The sequence below is a fragment of the Bacteroides sp. 4_1_36 genome (genome assembly GCF_003466325.1).
Taxonomy (GTDB): Bacteria; Bacteroidota; Bacteroidia; order Bacteroidales; family Bacteroidaceae; genus Bacteroides; species Bacteroides uniformis.
Map to the genome: position 1 here is coordinate 56,690 of NZ_QSOX01000007.1, position 23,883 is coordinate 80,572.

Consider the following 23,883-nt stretch of genomic DNA (forward strand, 5'->3'; position numbering starts at 1 on the left):
AAGAACTCTAATTTTAAAGAAATACCATTATGAAAGAGCCCAAAGTACAAGTAGGCATTCTGTTTGAACCGCAGATAGAATTCGTTTTGCTGAATCCGTATCGCATGGACGGAACGGAAGTCAGCGGCAAGCAGGTAGTGACCTACGACGAAGGCAAGATTCTCTGGAATGGACGCCGGTATGACGAACTGCTGTTTGAACCGCAACACGAGCAGACCGATGCCTTCGAACTATTGGACGTTACCATCGGCATCAATTTCCATTGGGAGCGCAAGGAAGACCAGCGTTTTCTGGGTGCTCTCAAAATCATCGTTGAGAATGGAAAGCTCACCGGCATCAACGTCATCCATGTAGAAGATTATCTGACCAGCGTCATCTCCTCCGAGATGAGTGCCACCGCTTCTCTAGAGCTGCTCAAGGCACACGCTGTCATCTCCCGAAGCTGGCTACTGGCACAAATACAAAAGAATAAGGAAATCACCGAAGCCCAAGCTAACTACTCGGCCTTTACGCAGACCGACGAAGAGCTGATTCGCTGGTACGACCGAGAAGACCACACACGTTTCGATGTATGCGCCGACGACCATTGTCAACGCTACCAGGGCATTACACGTGCCTCTACCGATATTGTGAAACAAGCCATCTCCGCTACCCGCGGCCAGGTACTGACATCTGATGGTAAGATTTGCGACGCCCGTTTCTCCAAATGCTGCGGCGGTGCTTTCGAGGAGTTCCAATACTGCTGGGAAGACATCAAATACCCCTATCTTGCCCAACAACGAGACAGCAAAACGCACGCCACACTGCCCGATTTGACGCAGGAAGTCGAAGCGGACCGCTGGATTCGTACCTCCCCCGAAGCATTCTGCAACACCACCGACAAGAAAATCCTCTCGCAGGTACTCAATAACTATGACCAGGAGACTACGGACTTCTATCGCTGGAAAGTGGAATATACCCAGGAAGAGCTTTCAGCCCTCATTCTGAAACGTTCAGGCATTGACTACGGACAAATCATCGACCTTATCCCCATAGCCCGCGGAACCAGCGGACGCCTCTGGAAACTGAAGATTGTGGGAACCAAACGCACACTCACCATCGGCAAGGAACTGGAAATCCGCCGCACGCTCTCCACTTCACACCTCTACAGCTCTGCCTTCGTGGTAGACAAAGAGGAGTTGTCCGCCGAAGGCATTCCCGGACGCTTCATCCTCACCGGTGCCGGTTGGGGGCATGGTGTGGGACTTTGCCAAATAGGTGCAGCCGTGATGGGCGAGCAAGGGTATAAGTATGATGCAATACTGTTGCACTACTATATAGGTGCCAGCATTGACAAGCTGTATGAATAATCGAATAGAACACAATAAATCAATATCATGAACCATACAAAAAACATATCGCCATGGGCATGGGTACCCACCTTGTACTTTGCACAAGGCATTCCATATTTTATCGTAAACAACATCTCCGTGATGATGTTTACCAAAATGGGCGTACCGAACGGAGAAATGGCCTTGTTCACAAGCCTGCTCTATCTGCCATGGACTATCAAACCCTTCTGGAGCCCGTTTGTCGACATCATCAAGACCAAAAGATGGTGGACCCTTTCCATGCAGATTCTGATGTCTGTGGCATTCATCCTGCTGACGCTGTCCATTCCACGGCCGGACGAGGCGACTATGGCGGCCGGAACAACCCCCATCAGCATGTTCAGCATCACGCTGATGCTGTTCATCATCACGGCTTTTGCCTCTGCCACACACGACATTGCCGCCGACGGCTTCTACATGCTGGCACTGAAACAGAGTGACCAGGCAGCCTTCGTTGGCATCCGAAGCACGTTTTACCGGCTCGCCTCTATCTTCGGACAAGGCGTGCTCGTAGCCATTGCCGGCGCCATCGAACTGAGAACCGAAAACATTCCGCTGTCATGGACCATCACGATGCTGGTTACAGCCGTTCTGTTCAGCCTGGTGACGTTCTATCACCTCTTTGCAGTCCCCAAACCCACCTCAGATAAGTCAACACTGGCTGCCGATGCCGCCACTGCAGGAGCTATATTCAGAGAATTCGGACGAACATTCGCCACCTATTTTACCAAACCGGGCGCATTGCTGGCCATCGTGTTCATGTTGCTGTACCGCCTGCCTGAAGCATTCCTCATCAAAATGTGTATGCCTTTCCTGGTTGCCTCCAAAGAATCGGGAGGTCTGGAACTATCGACAGCAGAAGTAGGTATCGTATACGGCACCATCGGAGTCATATTCCTCACCCTGGGCGGTATCCTCGGAGGATTGTTCGCATCACGCATTGGCTTGAAAAAATCCATCTGGTGGATGGCAGGATGCATGACTCTGCCATGCCTGACGTTTGTCTATCTTGCCATTGCCCAGCCCGACAATCTGTTTGCTATCTCAACCGCCATCGCCATCGAGCAATTTGGCTACGGCTTCGGTTTCACGGCCTACATGCTCTACATGATGTACTTCTCCGAAGGTGAATTCAAAACATCCCACTATGCCATCTGTACCGCATTCATGGCACTAAGCATGATGATACCAGGTATGTTTGCGGGATATATCCAGGAGGCTATCGGATATACGGACTTCTTCTGGTTGGTAATGATATGCTGTTTCGCCACGGTTGTTGTCACCATTTTTGCAGACAGAAGGATAGACCCGGAATATGGAAAAAAATGATTAATGGTTAATGATTAATGTTTTGTGAGTAATATTTAGTGATTGGTTATGAAGAGGACTATTATTATATCCTTGCTCTGCCTCCTTTGCGGAGGTGCGATGCAAGCACAGAAGATCAGAATAAAGACCGGTATCGAGGTACTGAAAGAACAGAATTTCCGATGCCTGGAAGGTAAGCGTGTAGGATTGATTACCAACCCGACGGGGGTGGACAACCGGATGAGGTCCACCATTGACATCCTGCACGAGGCGCCCAACGTGAACCTTGTGGCACTCTACGGCCCCGAACACGGCGTGCGCGGCGATGTGCACGCAGGCGACCATGTGACGGACATCAAAGACGCGACTACCGGACTGCCCGTCTATTCGCTTTACGGAAAGACCCGCAAGGCCACGCCGGACATGCTGAAAGATGTGGATGTATTAGTGTATGATATCCAAGACATCGGTTGCCGTTCCTTTACCTACATCAGCACCATGGGACTGGCCATGGAAGCCGCTGCCGAAAACGGCAAGGAATTCATTGTGCTGGACCGGCCCAATCCCGTAGGCGGATTGAAGATTGAAGGCAACTTGGTTGAAGATGATTGCATTTCTTTTGTAAGCCAGTTTAAAATTCCGTACCTTTACGCCCTCACTTGCGGTGAGCTGGCACTGATGCTCAATGGCGAGAAGATGTTGAAGGATGGGGAACAATGTAATCTCCACATAGTGAAGATGAAAGGCTGGAAACGCAAGATGGATTATACCCAAACCGGACTGCAATGGGTTCCCTCCTCTCCACACATTCCACATCCTCATTCTGCATTCTTCTACCCCGTCAGCGGCATTCTGGGCGAACTAGGATATATGTCTATCGGCGTGGGGTATACCATTCCGTTCCAGATGTTTGCCGCACCATGGATGGAAGCGGAAAAGCTGGCCGGAAACCTGAACCGTCTGAACGTACCGGGGGTCATCTTCAGACCGATGTACCTAAAGCCGTTCTATAGTGTAGGCAAAGGCGAGTTGCTGCAAGGTGTGCAAGTGCACATCATGGATTTCGGCAAAGCACCGTTGAGCGACCTGCAATTCCTGGTCATGCAGGAAGTCGCCGCCCTCTATCCTGACCGTGCCGTGTTTGACCATGCCGACAAGGGACGTTTCAACATGTTCGACAAAGTAAGCGGTTCGCGGCAGATACGCGAGCGCTTCTCGAAACGGAACCGTTGGGAGGACATACGCGACTACTGGTATAAAGATGCCGAAGACTTCCGTAAGTTGTCGAAAAAGTATTATTTATATAAATAAATTTACAGATAAATAAGGAAGGGAAAAGAGCCTGATACGGAGACTATTTCAGTCGTATACAGAACCACATTCAGTCGTATACTTAAATATATTCAGTATACGACTGAATGTACCCCCTCGTAAGACACGTTTACAGAGCACTTTGAAGCGAAGTGATGCAATAAAAAAAAGTGAACATGAAAGAGCATAGTTACATGGCTTTCCTGCAGGAAGCAAAACAATTCATTCCGCAGGAAAGGATTTACACCGACGAACTTCGCCGGCTGGCCTGGGGTACGGATGCCGGTTTTTACCGACTGATTCCCCAGATTGTAATCCGTTCGAAAGACGAAGATGAAGTTTCACAACTGTTGAAACTGGCGAGCCGCCACGGGCTGCCCGTCACCTTCCGAGCGGCAGGGACCAGTTTGTCGGGCCAAGCCATTAGTGACTCCATCCTCATCGTAGCCGGTAAGAATTGGGAAAAATACAGCATATCCGCCGACTACGAACAGATAACCCTCCAACCGGGCATCATCGGACAACGTGTGAACGAACTGTTGGCTCCCTACGGCCGTAAGTTTGCACCGGACCCCGCCTCGGTGAAAAGCGCCATGGTAGGCGGTATTGTCATGAACAATGCTTCCGGCATGAACTGCGGTACGCACGCCAATAGCGACAAGGTGCTTGTTTCCGCCCGTATCATCCTAATGGACGGTACCCTGCTGGATACCGGAAATCCCGTCAGCCGCGCCTCCTTCGAAGTGAGTCACCGTGACTTCATTCGCCGCATCTGCGAACTGCGCGATGAAATACGTACCAACGAAAAACTGGCCGAACGCATCCGTTACAAATATTCCATCAAAAATGTAACCGGGCTCAATCTGTTGCCCTTCGTCCGTTTCGACGACCCATTCGAAATCATTGCCCACCTCATGGTAGGTTCCGAAGGTACACTGGCGTTCCTTTCGGAAGTGACGATGAAGACTGAATATGATTATCCCTACAAGGCCAGCGCTATGCTCTACTTCAAGACCATCAAAGAAGCGAGCCGCGCTGTGGTAGCCATGAAGAAGCTGGTCGACGAAACCGGCGAATGGACAGTAAAAGGGGCTGAAATGCTAGACTATAAAAGCCTTTCTTCCGTCAACGACCCCGTATTCCTAAAATACAAAGGCGAAGTTGCCTCCTCTGCCCTCCCCGGCGTGGAGCCCGGCGACGAAACCGGGTTGACAGCAGTGCTGACCGAAACCAAAGCCCGTACCCCGGAAGAACTGCAACAGAACATATCTGCCATTGAAGCTTGCCTGCAAGCCTTCACCACCTATATTCCGGTACGCTTCACCGACCGTCCGGAGGAATATTCCAAATACTGGGCCATCCGTTCCGGCATCTTCCCCTCTGTGGGAGGTACGCGCCAGCCGGGAACCACTTGCCTCATCGAAGACATCGCCTTCCACATTGAAGACCTTCCGGAGGCAACGGCAGAACTGCAACAGCTCATAGCCCGCCACGGATATAATGACGCCTGCATCTACGGCCATGCTCTCGAAGGCAACTACCACTTCATCATCAACCAGTCCTTCAGTACCCAAGCGGAAGTGAAACGCTACGAAGACTTGATGAATGACATCAAGACCTTAGTAGTAGATAAATATGACGGTTCCCTAAAAGCCGAGCATGGCACGGGCCGGAATATGGCTCCCTTTGTCTGCCATGAATGGGGAGATGACGCCTACAAAGCCATGAAAGCCGTCAAAGAGCTGTTTGACCCACAAGGATTGCTAAACCCCGGTGTCATTTTCAATGATGACCCGCAATGCCATATCAAGAACTTCAAGCCGCTGCCTTTATTAGTGATGAGTGACAAGAGACAAGCTACGTCACTCGTAGCTGACAAATGCATCGAGTGCGGTTTCTGCGAAGTCAACTGTCTCTCCTGCGGCTTTACCCTTTCCTCGCGCCAGCGTATCGTGTTGCAGCGCGAAATATCCCGGCTGAAACAAAGCGGCGAGGACCCGACACGCCTTGCACTGCTCGAAAAACAATACCGCTATCCCGGCAACCAGACTTGTGCCGGAGACGGCCTCTGCTCCATGTCGTGCCCGATGGGTATCAATACGGGCGACCTTACCCATATAATCCGCCAGGAAGCATTACCCAAAGGCAGTCTGGGATACAGAGCCGGAGACTTTGTCGCCAATCATTTCGCTGGTGTCAAGAGTGCACTGCGTCCCGTATTGTCCTTAGCCAACTTCGGACATTCACTATTAGGGACAAAGGCGATGAGCGGCATTACCAAGGGGCTGCACAATGCATTAGGCATACCTCTATGGACGCCGGCTATGCCGAAAAGTTATCAGTTACAAGCTACGGAGTTACAAGCTACAAGCACTATGCAGCATAATAGCGCAGCACTTGTAGCTCGTAGCTCTGTAACTCGTAACTACAAAGTCGTCTACTTCCCCAGCTGCATCAACCAGACTATGGGTCTGGCAAAGAAGTCTCCCGTAGAGCAGTCATTGGTAAATAAAATGGTGTCCTTGTTGCAAAAAGCCGGTTACGAAATCATCTTCCCGAAAGATATGGACAAGCTTTGCTGTGGCACCATTTGGGAAAGTAAAGGGATGCTGGACATTGCCGATCGCAAGACAGCCGAACTGGAGGCCGCACTTTGGGAAGCCAGCGAACAAGGCAAATACCCCGTCCTCTGTGACCAAAGCCCTTGTCTGCACCGCATGCGCGAATGTATCAAGAAGATGAAACTGTATGAACCTGCAGAATTCATCTATACATTCTTACGTGAGAAGCTGATTTTCACACCTATTAACCGCCCCGTAGCAATCCACATCACCTGCTCCATGCGGAAAATGGGACTGGCAGATACCATTATAGCCCTTGCACGCCTTTGCTCCAGTAAAGTCATCGTGCCGGAAGAAGTAGGTTGCTGCGGTTTTGCCGGAGACCGGGGATTCACCTATCCTGAGCTGAACTCGTACGCCCTACGCAAACTCCGCCCGCAAATAGAAGCGTCCGGAGTGAATATAGGCTACTCTAACAGCCGTACTTGTGAAATCGGATTGACAACAAACTCAGGTATCCCCTATGTATCCATTGCCTATCTGGTAGACGAATGTACAAAGGCAGCTGATAATTAGGATTGATAATTAACTTAACACACAAATATTACAATGAACAGTACAAAAGTAAGTAAACGCATCCTTGCACTCGACATTCTCCGTGGTGTCACCATCGCAGGTATGATTATGGTAAACAACCCCGGTTCGTGGGGACATATCTATGCCCCCTTGCGGCATGCAGAGTGGAACGGTCTGACCCCCACCGACCTCGTCTTTCCCTTCTTCATGTTTATCATGGGAATTTCCACATACATTTCCCTGAAGAAATACAACTTCGAGTTCAGCCACGCCGCCGGCATGAAGATACTGAAACGCACCATCGTCATTTTCCTTATAGGCATGGCTATCGGCTGGTTCTCGCGTTTCTGCTATTACTGGGCCTCCGCTCCGGACGACCTCAGTTTCGGAGAGAAGCTATGGGCTTCCGTCTGGACATTCGACCGTATCCGTATTCTGGGTGTCATGCAACGGCTGGCCCTTTGCTACGGAGCAGCCTCCATCATTGCACTAACCATGAAGCATAAACATATACCTTATCTGATAGCCGGCCTATTGACAGGCTACTTCATACTGTTGATGTGCGGCAACGGTTTCGCCTATAATGAAACAAACATTCTTTCCGTGGTAGACCGTGCCATCCTGACCCCTGCACACATGTACAAGGATAACGGCATAGATCCCGAAGGTTTGTTAAGCACCATTCCTGCCATTGCACATGTGTTGCTGGGCTTCTGTGTAGGGCGGCTGATGCTGGATGGCAACAAGTCGGAAGACCGTGCCTCATTTCTCAATTCGCAGCTTATCACACTGTTTCTGGTAGGTGTTATCCTTACTTTCTCCGGTTTCCTGCTAAGCTACGGCTGCCCCATCAACAAGAAAATATGGTCTCCTACCTACGTACTCGTCACTTGCGGACTGGCATCCAGTTTTCTGGCATTGCTTATCTGGATTATTGATGTGAAAGGCTATAAGAAGTGGAGCATGTTTTTCGAGGCATTCGGTGTGAATCCGCTGTTCATGTATGTATTGGGCGGCGTACTTAGCATACTTTTCGGTAGTATCAGTTTCCCGTGGGGAGACGGCAGCATCAGCATACACGGATTCTTATACAATATAGTCCTCATGCCCGTTTTCGGTGAAACCGCCGGTTCCCTTGCCTTTGCCCTGCTGTTTATCGCCATTAACTGGTGTATCGGCTACCAGTTGTACAAACGAAAAATATATATCAAGATATGAGAATAAGGATGAAGGATGAAGGATTAATGTTTAATGATACCACCTTTATTATATGCAACACCCTAATCCTTAATCCATCATCCCTAATCCTTAATCCTTAAAAACTATTTTATATGATTCTAATAGCAGACAGTGGCTCTACAAAAACCGATTGGTGTGTTGTAGAGAATGGAGTACTTCTCCAACAGATATTCACGAAAGGTACGAACCCTTTCTTTCAGTCGGAAGAGGAGATCAGTAATGAAATAGCAACAGCGCTATTACCTCAGCTGAAAACAAGTGAACTGGATGCCGTATACTTTTATGGTGCAGGATGCGGATTTCCCGACAAGATAAGTATGGTGCACCGTGCCATAACCAAACACCTCAGTGTGAAAAATGAAGTGGAAGTCAATACCGATATGCTGGCTGCCGCACGTGGCCTCTGCGGACATGACTCAGGCATTGCCTGCATCATGGGGACCGGCTCCAACTCATGTTATTATGACGGAAAAAGCATTGTCACCAATGTATCTCCTCTGGGATTCATCTTGGGAGACGAAGGCAGCGGAGCCTGCTTGGGCAAACTGTTGGTAGGCGATATCTTGAAAAATCAGATGACACCCGAGCTGAAAGAGAAATTCCTCAAACAGTTCGACCTGACACCTGCTGATATCATCGACCGTGTCTACCGTAAACCTTTCCCCAACCGTTTCCTGGCAAGCTTGTCACCATTTCTTGCACAGAATCTGGGTGAACCTTGTGTACGCGCTCTGGTACTGAACAGCTTTAAGGCATTCCTTAAACGCAATGTCATGCAATATGAAGACTATCAGCATCAAAAAGTACATTTCATCGGTTCCGTAGCCTTCTATTACAAGGAAGTTCTGGCAGAAGCTGCCAAAGAAATGGGTATCCAACTGGGTGCAATCATCAAGAGCCCCATGGAAGGACTCATCAAATATCACAACTGAAAGTGACAAATCGTAAATAGTAAATAGTAAATCGTCAAATAGTAAATAGCCTTATGTTCGTAAAAATCTCAGAGCAACCATCGCTCTACAATGACTTGGAAAAGAAATCAGTCCGTGAAATTCTGGAAGACATCAATACCGAAGACCAGAAAGTGGCGCTTGCCGTACAGAGGGCAATCCCTCAAATAGAAAAGTTGGTAACCCAGATTGTACCCCGCATGAAACAAGGCGGACGCATCTTCTACATGGGTGCGGGTACCAGTGGACGTCTGGGCGTACTCGACGCTTCGGAAATTCCACCGACTTTCGGTATGCCCCCCACGCTGGTTATCGGCTTGATTGCCGGTGGTGACACTGCATTGAGAAATCCGGTAGAGAATGCCGAAGATGACATTCACCGCGGTTGGGAAGAGTTGACGGAACGCAATATTACAGATAAGGATACGGTCATCGGTATTGCTGCATCCGGTACCACCCCCTACGTGATTGGTGCCATGCACGAGGCACGCGAACACGGCATACTGACCGGCTGTATCACCAGCAACCCGGACTCTCCAATGGCAGCAGAGGCAGATGTAGCCATCGAAATGATTGTAGGGCCTGAATATGTGACGGGAAGCTCACGCATGAAATCGGGAACAGGACAGAAAATGATACTGAATATGATTACCACTTCCGTCATGATACAGTTGGGACGCGTGAAAGGCAACAAAATGGTGAATATGCAACTCAGTAACAAAAAGCTTGTGGACCGTGGTACCCGTATGATTGTAGAGGAACTCGGACTGGACTATGGCAAAGCCAAGGCGCTGCTGTTGATGCACGGTTCGGTGAAAAAGGCAGTGGATGCGTACCGGATTTAGCTATTACTCACTCTTAAATTCCTTTATTATGAAAGCAATATATTTTTTTCTCTTTTCTCTTTGTCTGCAAGCTGCCACCGCGCAACCCTTGCAACGCGTAGCCCCTGAACAAGTGGGAATGGACTCACGCAAGTTGATGTATGCTGACGAAGCGATTGAAACAGCCATCTCCAACAAGGATATTCCCGGTGCCGTACTTGCTGTAGTACGTAACGGCAAGATGGCCTATCTGAAAGCTTACGGCAACAAGCGTATTTATCCCAATGTGGAGCCTATGACTGCCAATACTATCTTTGATATGGCATCTTGCAGCAAATCCATGTCGACCGCCGTATGTACGATGATACTGGCAGAACGCGGCAAGCTCCGTATGCTGGACCCCGTCAGCCTCTACATACCCCATTTCAAGAATTGGGAAAGCGAAGACGGCAAAGAGAAAAAGGTAATCCGCATTGCCGATTTGATGACACACACTTCCGGTCTTCCTCCCTATGCACCGGTAGCCGAGCTAGAAAAGCAGTACGGTTCTCCCAATCCCGATGGTCTCATAGAGTATATCGCTACTTGCAAACGCGACTTCAAGCCACAGACAGATTTCCAATACAGTTGCCTCAACTTCATCACCCTGCAACATATCATCGAGACAATAAGCGGCCAGAGCCTGCGTGACTTTGCCCGTGAAAACATATTCGATGTACTCGGCATGGAGCATACCGACTATCTGCCCTGCCAACGTGACAAGAATGGCAAATGGATAAATACAGCGGACGCAAACTGGGCAGGTATCACCAAAGGAGACTGGCACAATGCCATCGCGCCAACCGAAAAACAACCTGACGGGCAAGTCCTCTACGGACAAGTACACGACCCGCTGGCACGTATCATGAACGGAGGCATCAGCGGCAACGCCGGAGTATTCTCCTGTGCCGAAGATATTGCCGTGCTCTGCGCAACCCTGCAGAACGGAGGCGAATGGAACGGCCGCCGCATCCTGAGCCCGCTGGGCGTAAAAGCCATGCGTACCGTGCCACGCGCCACTGCCAGCCTGGGACGCACTCTCGGCTGGGACTGCTTCACAGCATATGCCTCCAACAACGGGGACTTGTTCGGCCCGAACACCTATAGCCATACCGGATATACGGGTACTTCCATCGTTATCGACCCGGACAATGACACTTCCGTCATACTGCTTATCAATGCCGTGCATCCGGAAGACGGGCATAGCGTGGTTCGTCTGCGTTCATTGGTTGCCAACGCTGTAGCCGCTTCTATCTGTCCCGTTCCACACGCCTATACAGACCACTATTACAAACGCTTCCTACAGTTTATGGATGAGCCTGCCATTACAAGCAAAGACATCGTCATGCTTGGCAACAGCCTGACTGAAGGCGGCGGTGACTGGTCGGCACGCCTCGGCAAGAAGAACGTACGCAACCGCGGCATTATCGGTGACGAAGTGATGGGTATCTATGACCGTCTGCACCAGATACTCCCCGGACATCCCGCCAAGCTGTTCCTGCTTATCGGAGTCAACGACATTTCCCACAATCTGACGTCGGATAGCATTGTAAGTATGATTCGTATGACAATAGAACGTATTCGGAAAGAATCTCCCGATACGAAACTCTACCTACAAAGCCTGCTTCCTTTCAACGAAAGTTTCGGCCGGTACAAAAGCCTGACCGGAAAAACCGATATGGTGCCCGAAGTCAATGCCCGCTTAGAAGCACTTGCCAAAGAAAAAGACATTGCCTATATCAACCTCTTCCCCTTGTTTACAGAGAAGGGAACGAATGTACTGCGTAGTGAACTGACCGGCGACGGACTACATTTGAACGAGGATGGATACAGGATTTGGGTAAAGGCCATCAAGAAGAAAATATAGAACGAACCGGCATCCGAGCGTCTGCCACCACCAGCAGGCAGAAGAAGACATACCCAACCCCCATTAAGCAAATTCCCCCTGCCATAGATGTCTATGGCAGGGGGAATTTGCTTAATGGGGCGTTTCGGCACACACCCTCTTTTATCTTTTATTTCATTCGGCAAAGCTAACCAGTTGCAAGTCAAACGTCAGCAGAGATCCTCCGGGGATTGTATTTGTAGAATAAGGAGCAGTATAATCATTTATACCATATCCGCTTTGATAAGGGATATACAACATCCACCGCTCACCCGTCCGCATAAGCTGCAAAGCAGCTGTCCAACCGGCAACGACACCCGAAACTTCAAAATCCACGAATGAATCAAAAGCCGTAGGTTCTTTTACCGGAGGAATAGGTATATCACGGTCAATAGCACTATAACCGTCAAAGCAACCGTCGAATTCTTCGCCGTTCACATAAGTCCCATAATAATAAGCATTCACCTTTGAATGATAACCCGTATACAACGGACGTTCACCCGTCTCATTCTTCACAAGCTTTTTGCAATAGACATACTGAGCGCCTTCAGAAGTGCTTGCAGTCGTCTGTATGGCATACAGTTTCCCGAGTTCCATAGCATCGGCCTGCTCTGCTGTGGCGACATAGTTATCGCCGGTCAGCCTTCTTATCGAGTCAACAAAAGCCTCGCCGCGCTCTCTCCAGTTATCATACTTTCCAGCCTCTTCCACTTCTTCACAAGAGATAAAAGCACCCACCAGCAACAGCAGGAAAGGCAAAAACAAAAGGGACTTTTTCATTTACTATTTTATTATTTACTATTTACTATTTCAGTTTGTTCACGCACCAGTCCATTCCATAACCGATTTATTGCAACGTTTTCAGCAGCGATGTGATGCTTACGCGGTCTGCAATGATATTGTTCAGTTCGGAGATAGCCACGCGTTCTTGCTGCATGGTATCACGGTTACGCAAAGTCACGCAGTTGTCTTCCAAAGTCTGATGGTCTACAGTTACGCAGTACGGAGTACCAATGGCATCCTGACGGCGGTAACGCTTGCCGATGGAGTCTTTCTCGTCGTACTGGCAATGGAAGTGGAACTTCAGGTTGTCGATGATTTCGCGTGCCTTTTCGGGCAGTCCGTCTTTCTTTACCAACGGCATCACAGCCAGCTTCACCGGAGCCAGGGCAGCGGGAAGTTTCAATACTACGCGCGTTTCACCATTCTCCAGCTTCTCTTCACAATAGGAAGCAGACATGATGCTGAGGAACATGCGGTCTACACCAATCGAGGTCTCGATGACGTACGGGGTATAGCTTTCGTTGGTTTCAGGGTCGAAATACTTGATGTTCTTGCCGGAGAACTTCTCATGTTGGGACAAGTCGAAATTCGTACGGCTGTGGATGCCTTCCACTTCCTTGAAGCCGAAGGGCATCAGGAACTCGATGTCCGTAGCCGCATTGGCGTAGTGAGCCAGCTTGTCGTGGTCGTGGTAGCGGTAATGGTCGTCGCCGAAGCCCAGCGCCTTGTGCCATTTCAGACGGGTAGCCTTCCAGGTCTTGAACCAGTCGAGTTCCGTACCCGGCTTCACGAAGAACTGCATTTCCATCTGCTCGAACTCGCGCATACGGAAGATGAACTGACGAGCTACGATTTCGTTACGGAAAGCCTTACCAATCTGGGCGATACCGAAAGGAATCTTCATACGACCGGTTTTCTGTACATTCAGGTAATTTACGAAGATACCTTGTGCCGTTTCCGGGCGAAGGTATATCTTCATGGCACCATCGGCAGTGGAACCCATCTCTGTTGAGAACATCAGGTTGAACTGGCGCACCTCTGTCCAGTTCTTTGTACCACTGATAGGACAAACGATTTCTTCGTCAAGGATAATCTGACGGAGTTCGTCCAGATTATTATCGTTCAAAGCCTTGGAAAAGCGTTCATGCAGGGCATCACGCTTGGCCTGGTGTTCCAGCACACGACCGTTGGTACTGCGGAACTGAGCCTCATCGAAAGCCTCACCAAAACGCTTGGCAGCTTTGGCCACTTCTTTGTTTATCTTGTCATCGTACTTGGCAAGCTGGTCCTCTATCAACACATCGGCACGATAACGTTTCTTGGAATCGCGGTTGTCAATCAAAGGGTCATTGAAAGCGTCCACGTGTCCGCTGGCTTTCCAGATAGTGGGGTGCATAAAGATAGCCGAGTCGATGCCGACAATATTTTCGTGCAGCAGTACCATACTCTGCCACCAGTATTGCTTGATGTTATTTTTCAGTTCCACACCCATCTGACCATAGTCATACACAGCTCCCAGTCCATCATAAATCTCGCTGGAAGGGAACACAAAACCATATTCCTTACAGTGTGATACGAGTTTCTTAAAAACGTCTTCTTGTGCCATTTTCTGTTGTATCTAAATTAATTTGAATCTTATTTTCAGCTAAAAAGCGCCACAAAGATAGGGATTTATATCGTAAGTAGGACACGGAGGGTATTAATTTATCTTATTCCACCTTTTGAACGGACGCACCGAAGCATAAAAATTACAATTCCCTATCGGTAGGATACGAACGTTTCTACACTTGAAAATAGATACAAGCATAAATACTTACCCTCATTACTTCCACCTACAAGAAGACATTAAATATTACATTTTACCCTTTCCAACCAGCCGATATGCTTCCCTGACCACTTCCTGCGGATAGCCGCACATCTCGATAATCCGGATGGCATTACGTTCCGTCACCGGTCCCGGCTTCAACTTATAATCAAAAGACAATGTATTGTCGGCAACACACTCACAAAAATGAAACAATTCATATTCGTCCTCAAGTAAGGAAGCCAGTTCGACATCGTGAGTGGAAGCAAACACAATACTGTTCTTGTGCGCCAAAGCAGACAGCACAGCTTTGGCTATAGCTATCCGTTCCACCGTATTCGTCCCCTTGAACAACTCGTCCAGCAGGAAAAACCGCCAACACTCCTTTCCGGCTTCCAGCATCTCTCGAACAATTTGCACCTCCTGCAGAAAGAAACTTTTTCCTTCCATCAGACTATCCTCCAGATGGATAGCAGAATATAATGCAGTATCCATAGGAAAACGGAAACTGCGGGCAAAACAAGTATGGAGCACTTGTGCGGAAAGCAGGTTAAGTCCGATGGCACGGATAAAAGTTGTCTTACCGGACATATTGGAGCCGGCAACAAGGACAGATTTGCCACAGAGTGTAATGTCATTAGGGATACAACGTTCTATAAGCGGATGATAAAGCCCTTCTGCATGAAACGTTTCACCCTCGCTGCAAGCTTCCGGTAAAACATAATAAGGCAGCCCATCCCGGAGTTCGGAAACAGAGCAAAGCACATCCACCAATCCGAAATAGCGGAAAACCTCTTCAATCTGTTCCTGTCTACCCCGCAATAGAAAGAAAGCCTTGGAAACCGGAATAACTTCCCGCAGAAAAAACACATTCACTATCTCGGTGAAGAAATAAGCGAAAATGGCGATGTCGCTCTCCAGTCTGATACTGAAACGGAAAGTGGAAAGTTTCTTTCGCAACGGATGCAATGCCTGCAAAGTCTTTTGGATATCCCGATGCACGGATGCACACAACGGAATCTGTGCCAACTTCTCCGCTTGCCTGAGCAACTGCCATAACTGAGGAATGGAAAAGAAATAGCCCTGAATCCGCGCCTTGCTGCGATAGTGCAGTACCATGTTCACCAATACCGATGTGCACAAAATCCCCAGAACATAAAGCGAAGACGTAATGTAAACTATTCCCAACAAAACAAAAGGCGCGAATTGCAAGATAGTCAGCAAACGGTAAAAGCGGCGGGAATACACGGGATGGGAAATGGAGAATAGCGATGCAATGGTATAAGCATCCGGCGTATCCAGTTTCCGCAACTCCGACCGGATTTCTGCACGCAACTCCTTGTCAGCAGAAAGCTTACGAATCACTTCCTCTTGTTCCGAAATCTCCGAAAGACGGTTGTAATGCAACACGTCGTAGAGGTACTGTCGGCCCACACAAGAAGAGGTACGGTCAGCCCATTCGAAAAAATCATCCAGATTGAGGTCATCCCAGGTTTTCTGCGACACCAAATGTTCTGTCTCCCTCGCCGACCGGTACTCGTGGTATAGCGATATATCCGAAAATGACTGTTCCATCAAAGAATTATTTGGAATGATGCACAAAAATAATGAAAAGATTGCATTCTATCTAATTTCCTTGCTGCTTTCCCTATATTATGTTTACTTTGCGAATACAAACACTTTTCATTACTTCACCATTAAAATTATAACAAGATGAAACACACTTTTTTCACATTGACACTGTTTTTACTGGCCTTACTGTCAACATCATGCGGAAACAAGAAAGTAGCATATCAGAATCCCCTGCCCATGGCCTTCGGAGACCCGTTCCTACTGAAAGCCTCCGACGGCAAATACTATATGTACGGAACGGGCGGAGTATCGAACGGTTTTAAAGTATACTCCTCCGATGACCTGGTGACATGGACAGACGAGGGTCCCATCTATCAAGGCGGCACCTCCGACTCATGGACCACCGACTGTTTCTGGGCACCCGAAGTGTATGAACGGGACGGCAAATACTACCTATGGTTCAGCGCCAACTGGAAGGAAAATCCCACTAAGGAGCAAGAGAACTTCCGTATCGGTGTAGCCGTAGCCGATAAGCCTACCGGCCCTTTCAAAGACCTGTTCAACCAACCGGTATTCGACCCCGGCTATCCTATCATCGACGCAAACATACTCTTTGACGATGCTTCCGGAAAGACCTACCTCTACTACTCCCGCTGCTGCTACAAACATGCCGTTGAAAGCGAAGTTTCAGCATGGGCTAAAGAAAAGGGCTGGTTTGACGAGATTGAGGAAAGTTGGATTTACGGCGTGGAACTGAAACCAGATTTCTCTGGTATCATCGGAGAACCGGTAGCACTGCTTTGCCCGCCCCAGACAATGGACGACCCTCAAGCGGAATGGGAGAACCGCTCGGTGACTTCACATGAAGTCAACAGACGCTGGACAGAAGGTTCGTATATCGTGAAGCACAAAAATCTTTACTATATGCTGTACTCTGCAAACTTTTTCGGAGGGAAAAATTATGCGGTGGGTTATGCTACCTCCCAGAACCCCTTAGGACCATTCACAAAAGCTGCCAACAATCCAGTGCTGCAAAAGGATACAGAGCAAGGCGGCATCGTGACCGGAACCGGACATTGTATGCTCATCGATATTCACAACCGCCTCTACTGTGTCTATCATGGACGCACCGAAACCACTGGTGACGAACGAATGGTATTCATCGACCTCATAGACATCCAACCAGACGGGAAACTGGTGGTCTACGGACCGAATACGGATTTACAGAAAATCACATATTAAAGCTATCAGGCGCAGACTGTACAGCATTTCACGGTTCATTATTCCCTGTGGCTCTCCTATACATTCCGCGCCTGATGAAAATTAAAAAGGACATATCCATACACAACAATCCGCTCCATATTTGTTCCTGACTTCAATTCTATTTTCACCGGTATCCAATACAATGCCTTTCCATTCCAGTACATTTACGGAATCAGGTTTTGCAGTCCCATATGCTTTGCCATTGATATACAATTTGGCAGCTCCGCTATTGCTGAATACTTGCACATCAACGATTTTGCGGGTTCTGTTTACCAATCGTTTTCCTGCGATATATACAAACTTATCTTCTTGATTCCAGTTTGCCTTATAAAAGTAAAAGGCATCTTTCTTTATTTTCCGGTCGTAAGTCACCAGCCCCTTATCGTTGCGTCCCATAATGGATCCCTCCCTACGGCCTGCCGCCGAAAAGTCGAACATGCACCAGATGAAGTTGCACCACAAGAATTCGCGTTCCTGAAGCTGTTTCCAATTCTCCACATGATAATAAGTCTGCCAGTTTTCGGGATGCCATTGCCCCCACGGTTCCGGATGCCTCAGCGAGTCCTCCTGCTGGAATACGCATGCCCCGGCACCATACTCGCTGATGCCCATCTTCCGCTCCGGATGTGCTGCATGCTCGCGGTCTATCCAGCGCCCCATGTCATCCATGTTGTCGCCATACCAGCCGAAATACTTGTTGAAAGCAATCAGGTCGGTGAATCCGTTGAAGTCGTCATCCTGATTACTGGCTCCCATAGTGGGACGGCTCGGGTCCAACTGACGGGCCAAAGCATGAAGCTCTGCCGCCATACGCGAAGGACGGTCCAGCCAACCGGAATTTATCTCATTGAACAGCCCCCAGAACAAAATGCAGGGGTGATTGTAGTTCTGTAAAATCAGTTCCTTCAATTGCAGGCGCAAGTTTTCATCATAAGCAGGATTATTCACATAAACATTGACAAAAGGAATCTCAACCCATGCCACCAGTCCCCGCTTGTCCATCTGTTGATGCATGTATTTGGCTTGCGGATAGTGGCAAAGACGCACGGCATTGCATCCCATTTCCTGCATCAAGTCCAAATCTTCGTCATGGTCTTGCGGATAAAATGCCGAAGCGCGTTCCGCCCTGTCCTGATGCCGGTTCACGCCATTCAAACGATAAGGCTTTCCATTCAGAAAGAAACCTTTTTCCGCATCGGCATGAAAGTAGCGGAAACCTATCTCTTCTTCGCGGCGGTCTATCTCTTTCCCATCCTTACGCAATATCACCACTCCTTTATATAAATAGGGGTCCTTCACTCCATCCCACAAATGAGGCCTTTCAAGCACCATGTCCATCACCACCTTTTTATCCTCACCCACCTCTGCACTGGCAACACGGCAAAGCAACTTTTCCTTGTCATATAGTTGAAACTCCACCTCGCAACCGGTCACAGTAGTTTCCCTTGCCGAAAGCAGTGCTTCAATTTTCAAATGGGCCTTTTTCTCCGATACATCGGACTGAGTGAAGAATACACCTGAAGAGGCATAATAAGCAGGTTCTATGCAGACATCCTCCGTTACCAGCAGCTCCACTCCCCGATACAACCCGCCAAACATATTGAAGTCACCGCAAATGGGAGCGATATCCATAGTCTGAGCATTGCTGACACGAATTTCCAATACACTTTCTTTTCCCGGAACCAAGAAATCAGTCAGTTCTGCTACAAATGCCGTATAACCACCTTTATGTTGCATCACAAAATAATGGTCGATAAAAATGTCGGCAACCGTCTGTGCAGCCATCACTTTCAAGAAAAAACGTTTGCCCCGATAATGGGCAGGAACAGACAACTTACGACTGTAATTGCATAATCCCCTATAATAATCGGCATTGCCAAACATGCCATCGCCCGCATTCCAAGTGTGAGGCAAAGTAACCTTCACTATTTCCGAAGCAGGTGCCTGAAAACCCCGGTGGAAATTCCATCCTTCATTCAGTGGAATCACCTCTACGGCAAATACACATGTTGACAATATTCCCAAAGAGAATAAAAATAAAATGATGAATCTGTTCATTTTCGATAAAGTATTAGAAGGTTAATCATATTGGCAGGAACCAGTCCTTCCCTGCAAAGGTATGAAATAAATGTTGAATAATAAATGAGAAAAACACTTCAAGACACGCAAGACAACAAACGGATGACATGTTTAAGACTTATACGACCGCGATGCAACATTACAGACCTATTAATGCAACATATTTACGTTTATTTAAATAAGATATTGCTATCTTTGAGAATTCAATTTCAGATTATATAGTATGTCTTTTACAAACTATTTACACAAATTAGTGTTCCCCCTCATTATTCTGTTACTGGCTTATCTGCCGTTAGCAGGACAAACTCCGTATGTATTTCGCCATCTGAAAGTAGAAAACGGGCTTTCAAACAATAACGTAAAAACCATATTGAAAGACTGTGAAGGCTTTTTATGGATAGGGACCGCCAATGGATTGAACCGATACGACGGATATAGCTTTAAAGTGTATCAACCCAAAGAAAAAGACATCCATTCTTTATTGTCTAACGACATCTGGAACTTACAGGAAGACGGTTTGGGCAATTTGTGGATTGGAAGCGAGGCAAGATATTGTATATACGACCGAGACAAAGACAACTTCATTACCGATATTCCCTCATACCTCCTTAAAATAGGCATCCAGATAAATGGTACCTACAAAGTACATGTTGACAAAAGACACAATTTATGGGTACTGCAAGGCCAAAATGCTTTTTACTTCAATTTTTCTCATAAAACCCTTAAAACATTCAAAATAGAAAACTTTCCAGAAGAAACTCCGGAACTGAGTATCAGCGATGATGGTGAAAACCTATATCTTCTTTGGAATTCGACCTTATTGAAACTAGAGAACAACGCAAAGAAATGTAAACGGGTAGATAACATCAGCTTACCCTCCAACTCTATTATCGAAAAGCACATATACATTGATTATCATGGAGGCATCTGGCTATATTCATATACCGATGAACAAATATTCTATAAGAAAAACATAAAATCGGAATGGAACCAAATCAATCTCCATTCTAAAATAGAGACAAAAAGTAATGCGGTAAGGAGCATACTGGATGACTCGAACGGACATGTCTGGATAGGAACGGACCATAAAGGAGTATTCATTTATGACTACGTAAATGATAACCTTGTCAACCTCCTGAATACCCCTATGTCTTCCACATCCCTTGCTTCCAACAGAATAAATACAATCTACCGTGATGATTCAGGCGTCATTTGGTTAGGAAATTTCAAAAAAGGAGTTTCTTATTATCACGAAAGCTTCCATGAATTTATTGATACCCAGCATAAAGAATGTGGTGATATAGCCTCCATTTTAGAGGATAAGGCCGGAAACATTTGGCTGGGAACAGATGGGAACGGACTTTATGTAAAAGAAAAGCAAAAAGGATTTGCCATTCGCAAACTATCCATCCCCGACATAGCCATCATCAGTCTTCTCGAAGACCATAAAGGACGGATTTGGGCAGGAAGTTATCAAGACGGATTGTTCTGCTATGAGAACAACAGTATTCGCCATTTTACTCCAGAGAACAGCCAACTGCCATACAGTGGCGTATGGAGTATGAAGGAAGACCGATATGGAAACTTATGGATAGGTTATGTACTGGAAACTTTGGTTTGTTTTAATCCGGACGCAAATACTGCGACAAGTTATCTACTACCTGATGGGAATAATATCAATGTACTCAATATCTGTTATGACTATGGAGACAAAATGTATATTGGGACTACATACGGACTCTGTGTAATGGACATCGTGACGAGAAAACCCGAAATGATTTATGCCAATCGAAAAGAGACACAGCCATTCAAGCAGCTCTTCATTTCCACTGTATTCAAGGACGACAGAGATATATTGTGGTTAGCCCATAAACAAGGATTGACTGCCTGGGACTTAAAAAATGATTCACTACACTGGTTCGACGTAAACAACGGATTGTGTGACAATCTCATTAACAGTATAACCCAAGACAATCATGGTAACATGTGGCTTGCAACAAGTAACGGATTGTCTATATTGGAAGTAACCCCAGACACCCAGGAAGGAGTAGACTTTTCTTTCAAGAATCTTTCTACCAGAGACGGATTGCCAGAAAATCATTTCAACTCCCATTCCGCTTGTAAATTGTCCAGCGGAGATTTACTGCTGGGAGGCACCAGTGGCTATACATCTATAAATCCGAACAAGCTGACCGAAAAGAGCCGACCGCTGGCAAAGGTGTATTTTACAAATCTGACCATTGGCAATCAACATATAGAAGTAGACTCAATATATGAAGGGCGTAAACTATTAACAACTGTACTTGGCAGAACCCCATCATTGTCTGTCAGATATGACGATTATTTAATCTCCATCGAATTTGCCGCAGGCGATTTGCTGAATGCTGATAAAATAAGATATGCCTATAAACTGGAAGGATTAAATACCCAATGGTACTATACAAACGAGAACAAAATAGCTTTCACCACCCTTCCTCCTGGCAATTACAAACTATTGATTAAAGCTTGTAACAGTGACGGTATATGGAATGACGAAGCTAGTGAGTTGAATATAACCGTTTCATCTCCAATATATTTATGTAATGTTGCTATCATCTTATACATATTGTTTGCCATTGGTATAATATCCTATGTAATATACCGATTCAAAAAGCATCACAACATAAGACTGGAGCAACAACGAGCAAAACTGGAGCAAGAACAAAAGTTGCTCCTGAATGAGATGAAGCTAAAGTTCTTTACAAATATAAGCCATGATTTACGTACACCACTGACGCTTATCATTAGCCCGTTACAAATGTTATTGTCAGAAACCCTGGATGACGGAATACGCAAAAAACTAAATACAATCAATAAAAATGCACAACAATTACTTACATCGATAAACTCTCTGCTTGATTTCCGGAAACTGGATGTAGGAGCCGAGACAGCTCATTACAAATCGGGAGATATTGTCAACTTTATCCGCGAGATTTGCAGTACTTTTCAAGAGTATGCTCTTGACCATACCATCAGCTTCTGTTTCATGTGCGAAGTAGAAAACCTGAACATGTCCTTCGATCCGGTTAAAATAAAAAAAGTAATGAACAACTTGTTGTCCAATGCCTTCAAATACACTCCTGATAAAGGAGAAATCAATGTACATCTTTATCGCGAAGATGACAATGTATGCATCTGTGTGGCAGACAACGGACAAGGTATCATAGACAAAGACAAGAAACATATCTTCGAACGTTTTTATCAGGTGCAACAAACTTCGGAAAAAACCGGCAGTGGAATCGGCCTGCATATTGCAAACGAATATGTACATCTACACAAAGGAACAATCTCCGTTACAGACAATTTTCCTAAAGGTTCCGTATTTACCGTTAAATTGCCTATCGTCACATATGCCAGTGAAAAGGAGGAATTACTTCCGGAACTGCTAAACAATGACAAAGCTCCGAATGAACTTCCCGTTCCAAATGCGGAAGAATTGCGGTATACCATCTTGTTGGTGGACGACAACAAGGATTTCTGTAGTTTCATGTCTGAATACCTGTCCGATGAATACGCCATACAGGTTGCCTACAATGGAGCAGAGGCATTGAAGATATTAGAAAAAAACAGTGTCAATATTGTAATAAGCGACATCATGATGCCAGTGATGAATGGAACAGAGCTATGTCGGCAAATCAAAACAAACATGCAATGGTCCCACATTCCCGTTATATTGCTTACAGCCCGTATGGCAGAAGAATACAAAAGTGAAGGATTTGAGCAAGGAGCCGATGACTATATCGTAAAGCCTTTTGACTTCAAATTACTAAAGCTGCGCATCAGGAAATTTATTGAATGGACAGAAAAAAGCCATCGTAAATTCAGTCAGAAAATAGAAGTGACACCTAATGAAATAACAATCACTCCACTAGACGAACAATTTATTGAAAAAGCTATCAAAATAGTAGAAGAGCGCATGAGTGATTCCGACTTCTCTGTGGAAATGTTAGGAGCAGAATTGGGGTTGAGTCGTAGCCATCTCTACAAAAAGCTGATGTGTATCACCGGTAAAGGTCCGGCAGAATTCATCCGGATTATCCGTTTGAAGCGCAGTAAGCAACTTCTAAAGGAAAGCCAGAAACAAATTGCAGAAATTGCCTATGAGGTGGGATTCAGTTCTCCAAAAAGGTTCACTGTAAACTTCAAGAATGAATTTGGAATATCACCATCTGATTACATCCGCAGTCTAAAATGATAACTTGAAACATAAAGGTATGTTATTTGAGACATGATAGACCTATGCTATTATGATAACTTTCCATATTTGCAGTAGCTTTTAA

At 46.7% G+C, this 23,883-nt stretch carries 14 protein-coding genes; 10 read left to right on the plus strand and 4 right to left on the minus strand.

The features are described 5' to 3' along the window. Positions 1-29: 29 nt before the first annotated feature. The 8 genes from DXD65_RS08920 to DXD65_RS08955 all read left to right on the plus strand — a co-directional run bounded on the left by DXD65_RS08920 (position 30) and on the right by DXD65_RS08955 (position 12,045). Positions 30-1,349 (plus strand): SpoIID/LytB domain-containing protein, encoded by a 1,320-nt coding sequence (locus tag DXD65_RS08920; RefSeq protein WP_005834675.1) that lies wholly within the window; start codon positions 30-32, stop codon positions 1,347-1,349. Between the two features lie 27 nt (positions 1,350-1,376). Further along, on the plus strand, positions 1,377-2,699 hold the full coding sequence (locus DXD65_RS08925) for an MFS transporter (RefSeq protein WP_005824972.1): 1,323 nt from the start codon (positions 1,377-1,379) through the stop codon (positions 2,697-2,699). 48 nt (positions 2,700-2,747) lie between these two features. After that, on the plus strand, positions 2,748-3,989 hold the full coding sequence (locus DXD65_RS08930) for an exo-beta-N-acetylmuramidase NamZ domain-containing protein (RefSeq protein ID WP_005834674.1): 1,242 nt from the start codon (positions 2,748-2,750) through the stop codon (positions 3,987-3,989). A gap of 176 nt (positions 3,990-4,165) precedes the next feature. After that, a complete protein-coding gene (locus DXD65_RS08935) occupies positions 4,166-7,126 on the plus strand; it encodes an FAD-binding and (Fe-S)-binding domain-containing protein (protein WP_117887566.1) in 2,961 nt (986 codons plus the stop codon). Between the two features lie 33 nt (positions 7,127-7,159). Then, the gene (locus tag DXD65_RS08940; RefSeq protein ID WP_117749223.1) at positions 7,160-8,344 is read left to right on the plus strand and encodes an acyltransferase family protein; all 1,185 of its coding nucleotides are present in this window, start codon (positions 7,160-7,162) and stop codon (positions 8,342-8,344) included. 113 nt (positions 8,345-8,457) lie between these two features. Then, positions 8,458-9,297 (plus strand): BadF/BadG/BcrA/BcrD ATPase family protein, encoded by an 840-nt coding sequence (locus tag DXD65_RS08945; protein ID WP_005824980.1) that lies wholly within the window; start codon positions 8,458-8,460, stop codon positions 9,295-9,297. A 53-nt stretch (positions 9,298-9,350) separates the two neighbouring features. Further along, positions 9,351-10,160 carry an N-acetylmuramic acid 6-phosphate etherase gene (gene murQ / locus DXD65_RS08950; RefSeq protein WP_005824981.1) on the plus strand — a complete coding sequence of 270 codons (810 nt, stop codon included), beginning with the start codon at positions 9,351-9,353 and terminating at the stop codon, positions 10,158-10,160. Between the two features lie 28 nt (positions 10,161-10,188). After that, positions 10,189-12,045, plus strand: coding sequence for a serine hydrolase (locus DXD65_RS08955; RefSeq protein ID WP_034532758.1), 1,857 nt, complete (start codon positions 10,189-10,191; stop codon positions 12,043-12,045). Positions 12,046-12,198: 153 nt separating this feature from the next. Here the strand turns inward: DXD65_RS08955 and DXD65_RS08960 are convergent, their stop codons facing one another. From DXD65_RS08960 to DXD65_RS08970, 3 genes are all read right to left on the minus strand, one after another. After that, entirely contained in the window at positions 12,199-12,843 is a 645-nt protein-coding gene (locus DXD65_RS08960; protein ID WP_008662765.1) for an FKBP-type peptidyl-prolyl cis-trans isomerase, read from the minus strand. A 67-nt stretch (positions 12,844-12,910) separates the two neighbouring features. Next, complete coding sequence (locus tag DXD65_RS08965) at positions 12,911-14,452, minus strand: glycine--tRNA ligase (protein ID WP_057253822.1); 1,542 nt, start codon at positions 14,450-14,452, stop codon at positions 12,911-12,913. A gap of 246 nt (positions 14,453-14,698) precedes the next feature. Next, a complete protein-coding gene (locus tag DXD65_RS08970; RefSeq protein WP_008662761.1) occupies positions 14,699-16,225 on the minus strand; it encodes a MutS-related protein in 1,527 nt (508 codons plus the stop codon). A 138-nt stretch (positions 16,226-16,363) separates the two neighbouring features. Here DXD65_RS08970 and DXD65_RS08975 point away from each other — a divergent pair, with 138 nt between their 5' ends. Further along, positions 16,364-17,464: a glycoside hydrolase family 43 protein gene (locus DXD65_RS08975; RefSeq protein ID WP_008662759.1), complete on the plus strand. Its 1,101-nt coding sequence runs from the start codon at positions 16,364-16,366 to the stop codon at positions 17,462-17,464. 81 nt (positions 17,465-17,545) lie between these two features. Here the strand turns inward: DXD65_RS08975 and DXD65_RS08980 are convergent, their stop codons facing one another. Next, entirely contained in the window at positions 17,546-19,543 is a 1,998-nt protein-coding gene (locus DXD65_RS08980; protein ID WP_117887567.1) for a glycoside hydrolase family 2 protein, read from the minus strand. 244 nt (positions 19,544-19,787) lie between these two features. On the opposite strand from DXD65_RS08980, the gene DXD65_RS08985 reads away from it, so the two are divergent. After that, positions 19,788-23,798: a hybrid sensor histidine kinase/response regulator transcription factor gene (locus DXD65_RS08985; protein ID WP_034532675.1), complete on the plus strand. Its 4,011-nt coding sequence runs from the start codon at positions 19,788-19,790 to the stop codon at positions 23,796-23,798. The last annotated feature ends 85 nt before the right edge of the window (positions 23,799-23,883 follow it).

What these genes read in the sequence shown, in the direction of transcription:
- DXD65_RS08930 (WP_005834674.1), top strand. Translation starts at nt 2,748, where the DNA reads ATGAAGAGGACTATTATTATATCCTTGCTCTGCCTCCTTTGCGGAGGT.
- DXD65_RS08980 (WP_117887567.1), bottom strand. Translation starts at nt 19,543, where the DNA reads ATGAACAGATTCATCATTTTATTTTTATTCTCTTTGGGAATATTGTCA.
- DXD65_RS08920 (WP_005834675.1), top strand. Translation starts at nt 30, where the DNA reads ATGAAAGAGCCCAAAGTACAAGTAGGCATTCTGTTTGAACCGCAGATA.
- DXD65_RS08975 (WP_008662759.1), top strand. Translation starts at nt 16,364, where the DNA reads ATGAAACACACTTTTTTCACATTGACACTGTTTTTACTGGCCTTACTG.
- DXD65_RS08965 (WP_057253822.1), bottom strand. Translation starts at nt 14,452, where the DNA reads ATGGCACAAGAAGACGTTTTTAAGAAACTCGTATCACACTGTAAGGAA.
- DXD65_RS08945 (WP_005824980.1), top strand. Translation starts at nt 8,458, where the DNA reads ATGATTCTAATAGCAGACAGTGGCTCTACAAAAACCGATTGGTGTGTT.
- DXD65_RS08960 (WP_008662765.1), bottom strand. Translation starts at nt 12,843, where the DNA reads ATGAAAAAGTCCCTTTTGTTTTTGCCTTTCCTGCTGTTGCTGGTGGGT.
- murQ (WP_005824981.1), top strand. Translation starts at nt 9,351, where the DNA reads ATGTTCGTAAAAATCTCAGAGCAACCATCGCTCTACAATGACTTGGAA.
- DXD65_RS08925 (WP_005824972.1), top strand. Translation starts at nt 1,377, where the DNA reads ATGAACCATACAAAAAACATATCGCCATGGGCATGGGTACCCACCTTG.
- DXD65_RS08970 (WP_008662761.1), bottom strand. Translation starts at nt 16,225, where the DNA reads ATGGAACAGTCATTTTCGGATATATCGCTATACCACGAGTACCGGTCG.
- DXD65_RS08985 (WP_034532675.1), top strand. Translation starts at nt 19,788, where the DNA reads ATGTCTTTTACAAACTATTTACACAAATTAGTGTTCCCCCTCATTATT.
- DXD65_RS08940 (WP_117749223.1), top strand. Translation starts at nt 7,160, where the DNA reads ATGAACAGTACAAAAGTAAGTAAACGCATCCTTGCACTCGACATTCTC.
- DXD65_RS08935 (WP_117887566.1), top strand. Translation starts at nt 4,166, where the DNA reads ATGAAAGAGCATAGTTACATGGCTTTCCTGCAGGAAGCAAAACAATTC.
- DXD65_RS08955 (WP_034532758.1), top strand. Translation starts at nt 10,189, where the DNA reads ATGAAAGCAATATATTTTTTTCTCTTTTCTCTTTGTCTGCAAGCTGCC.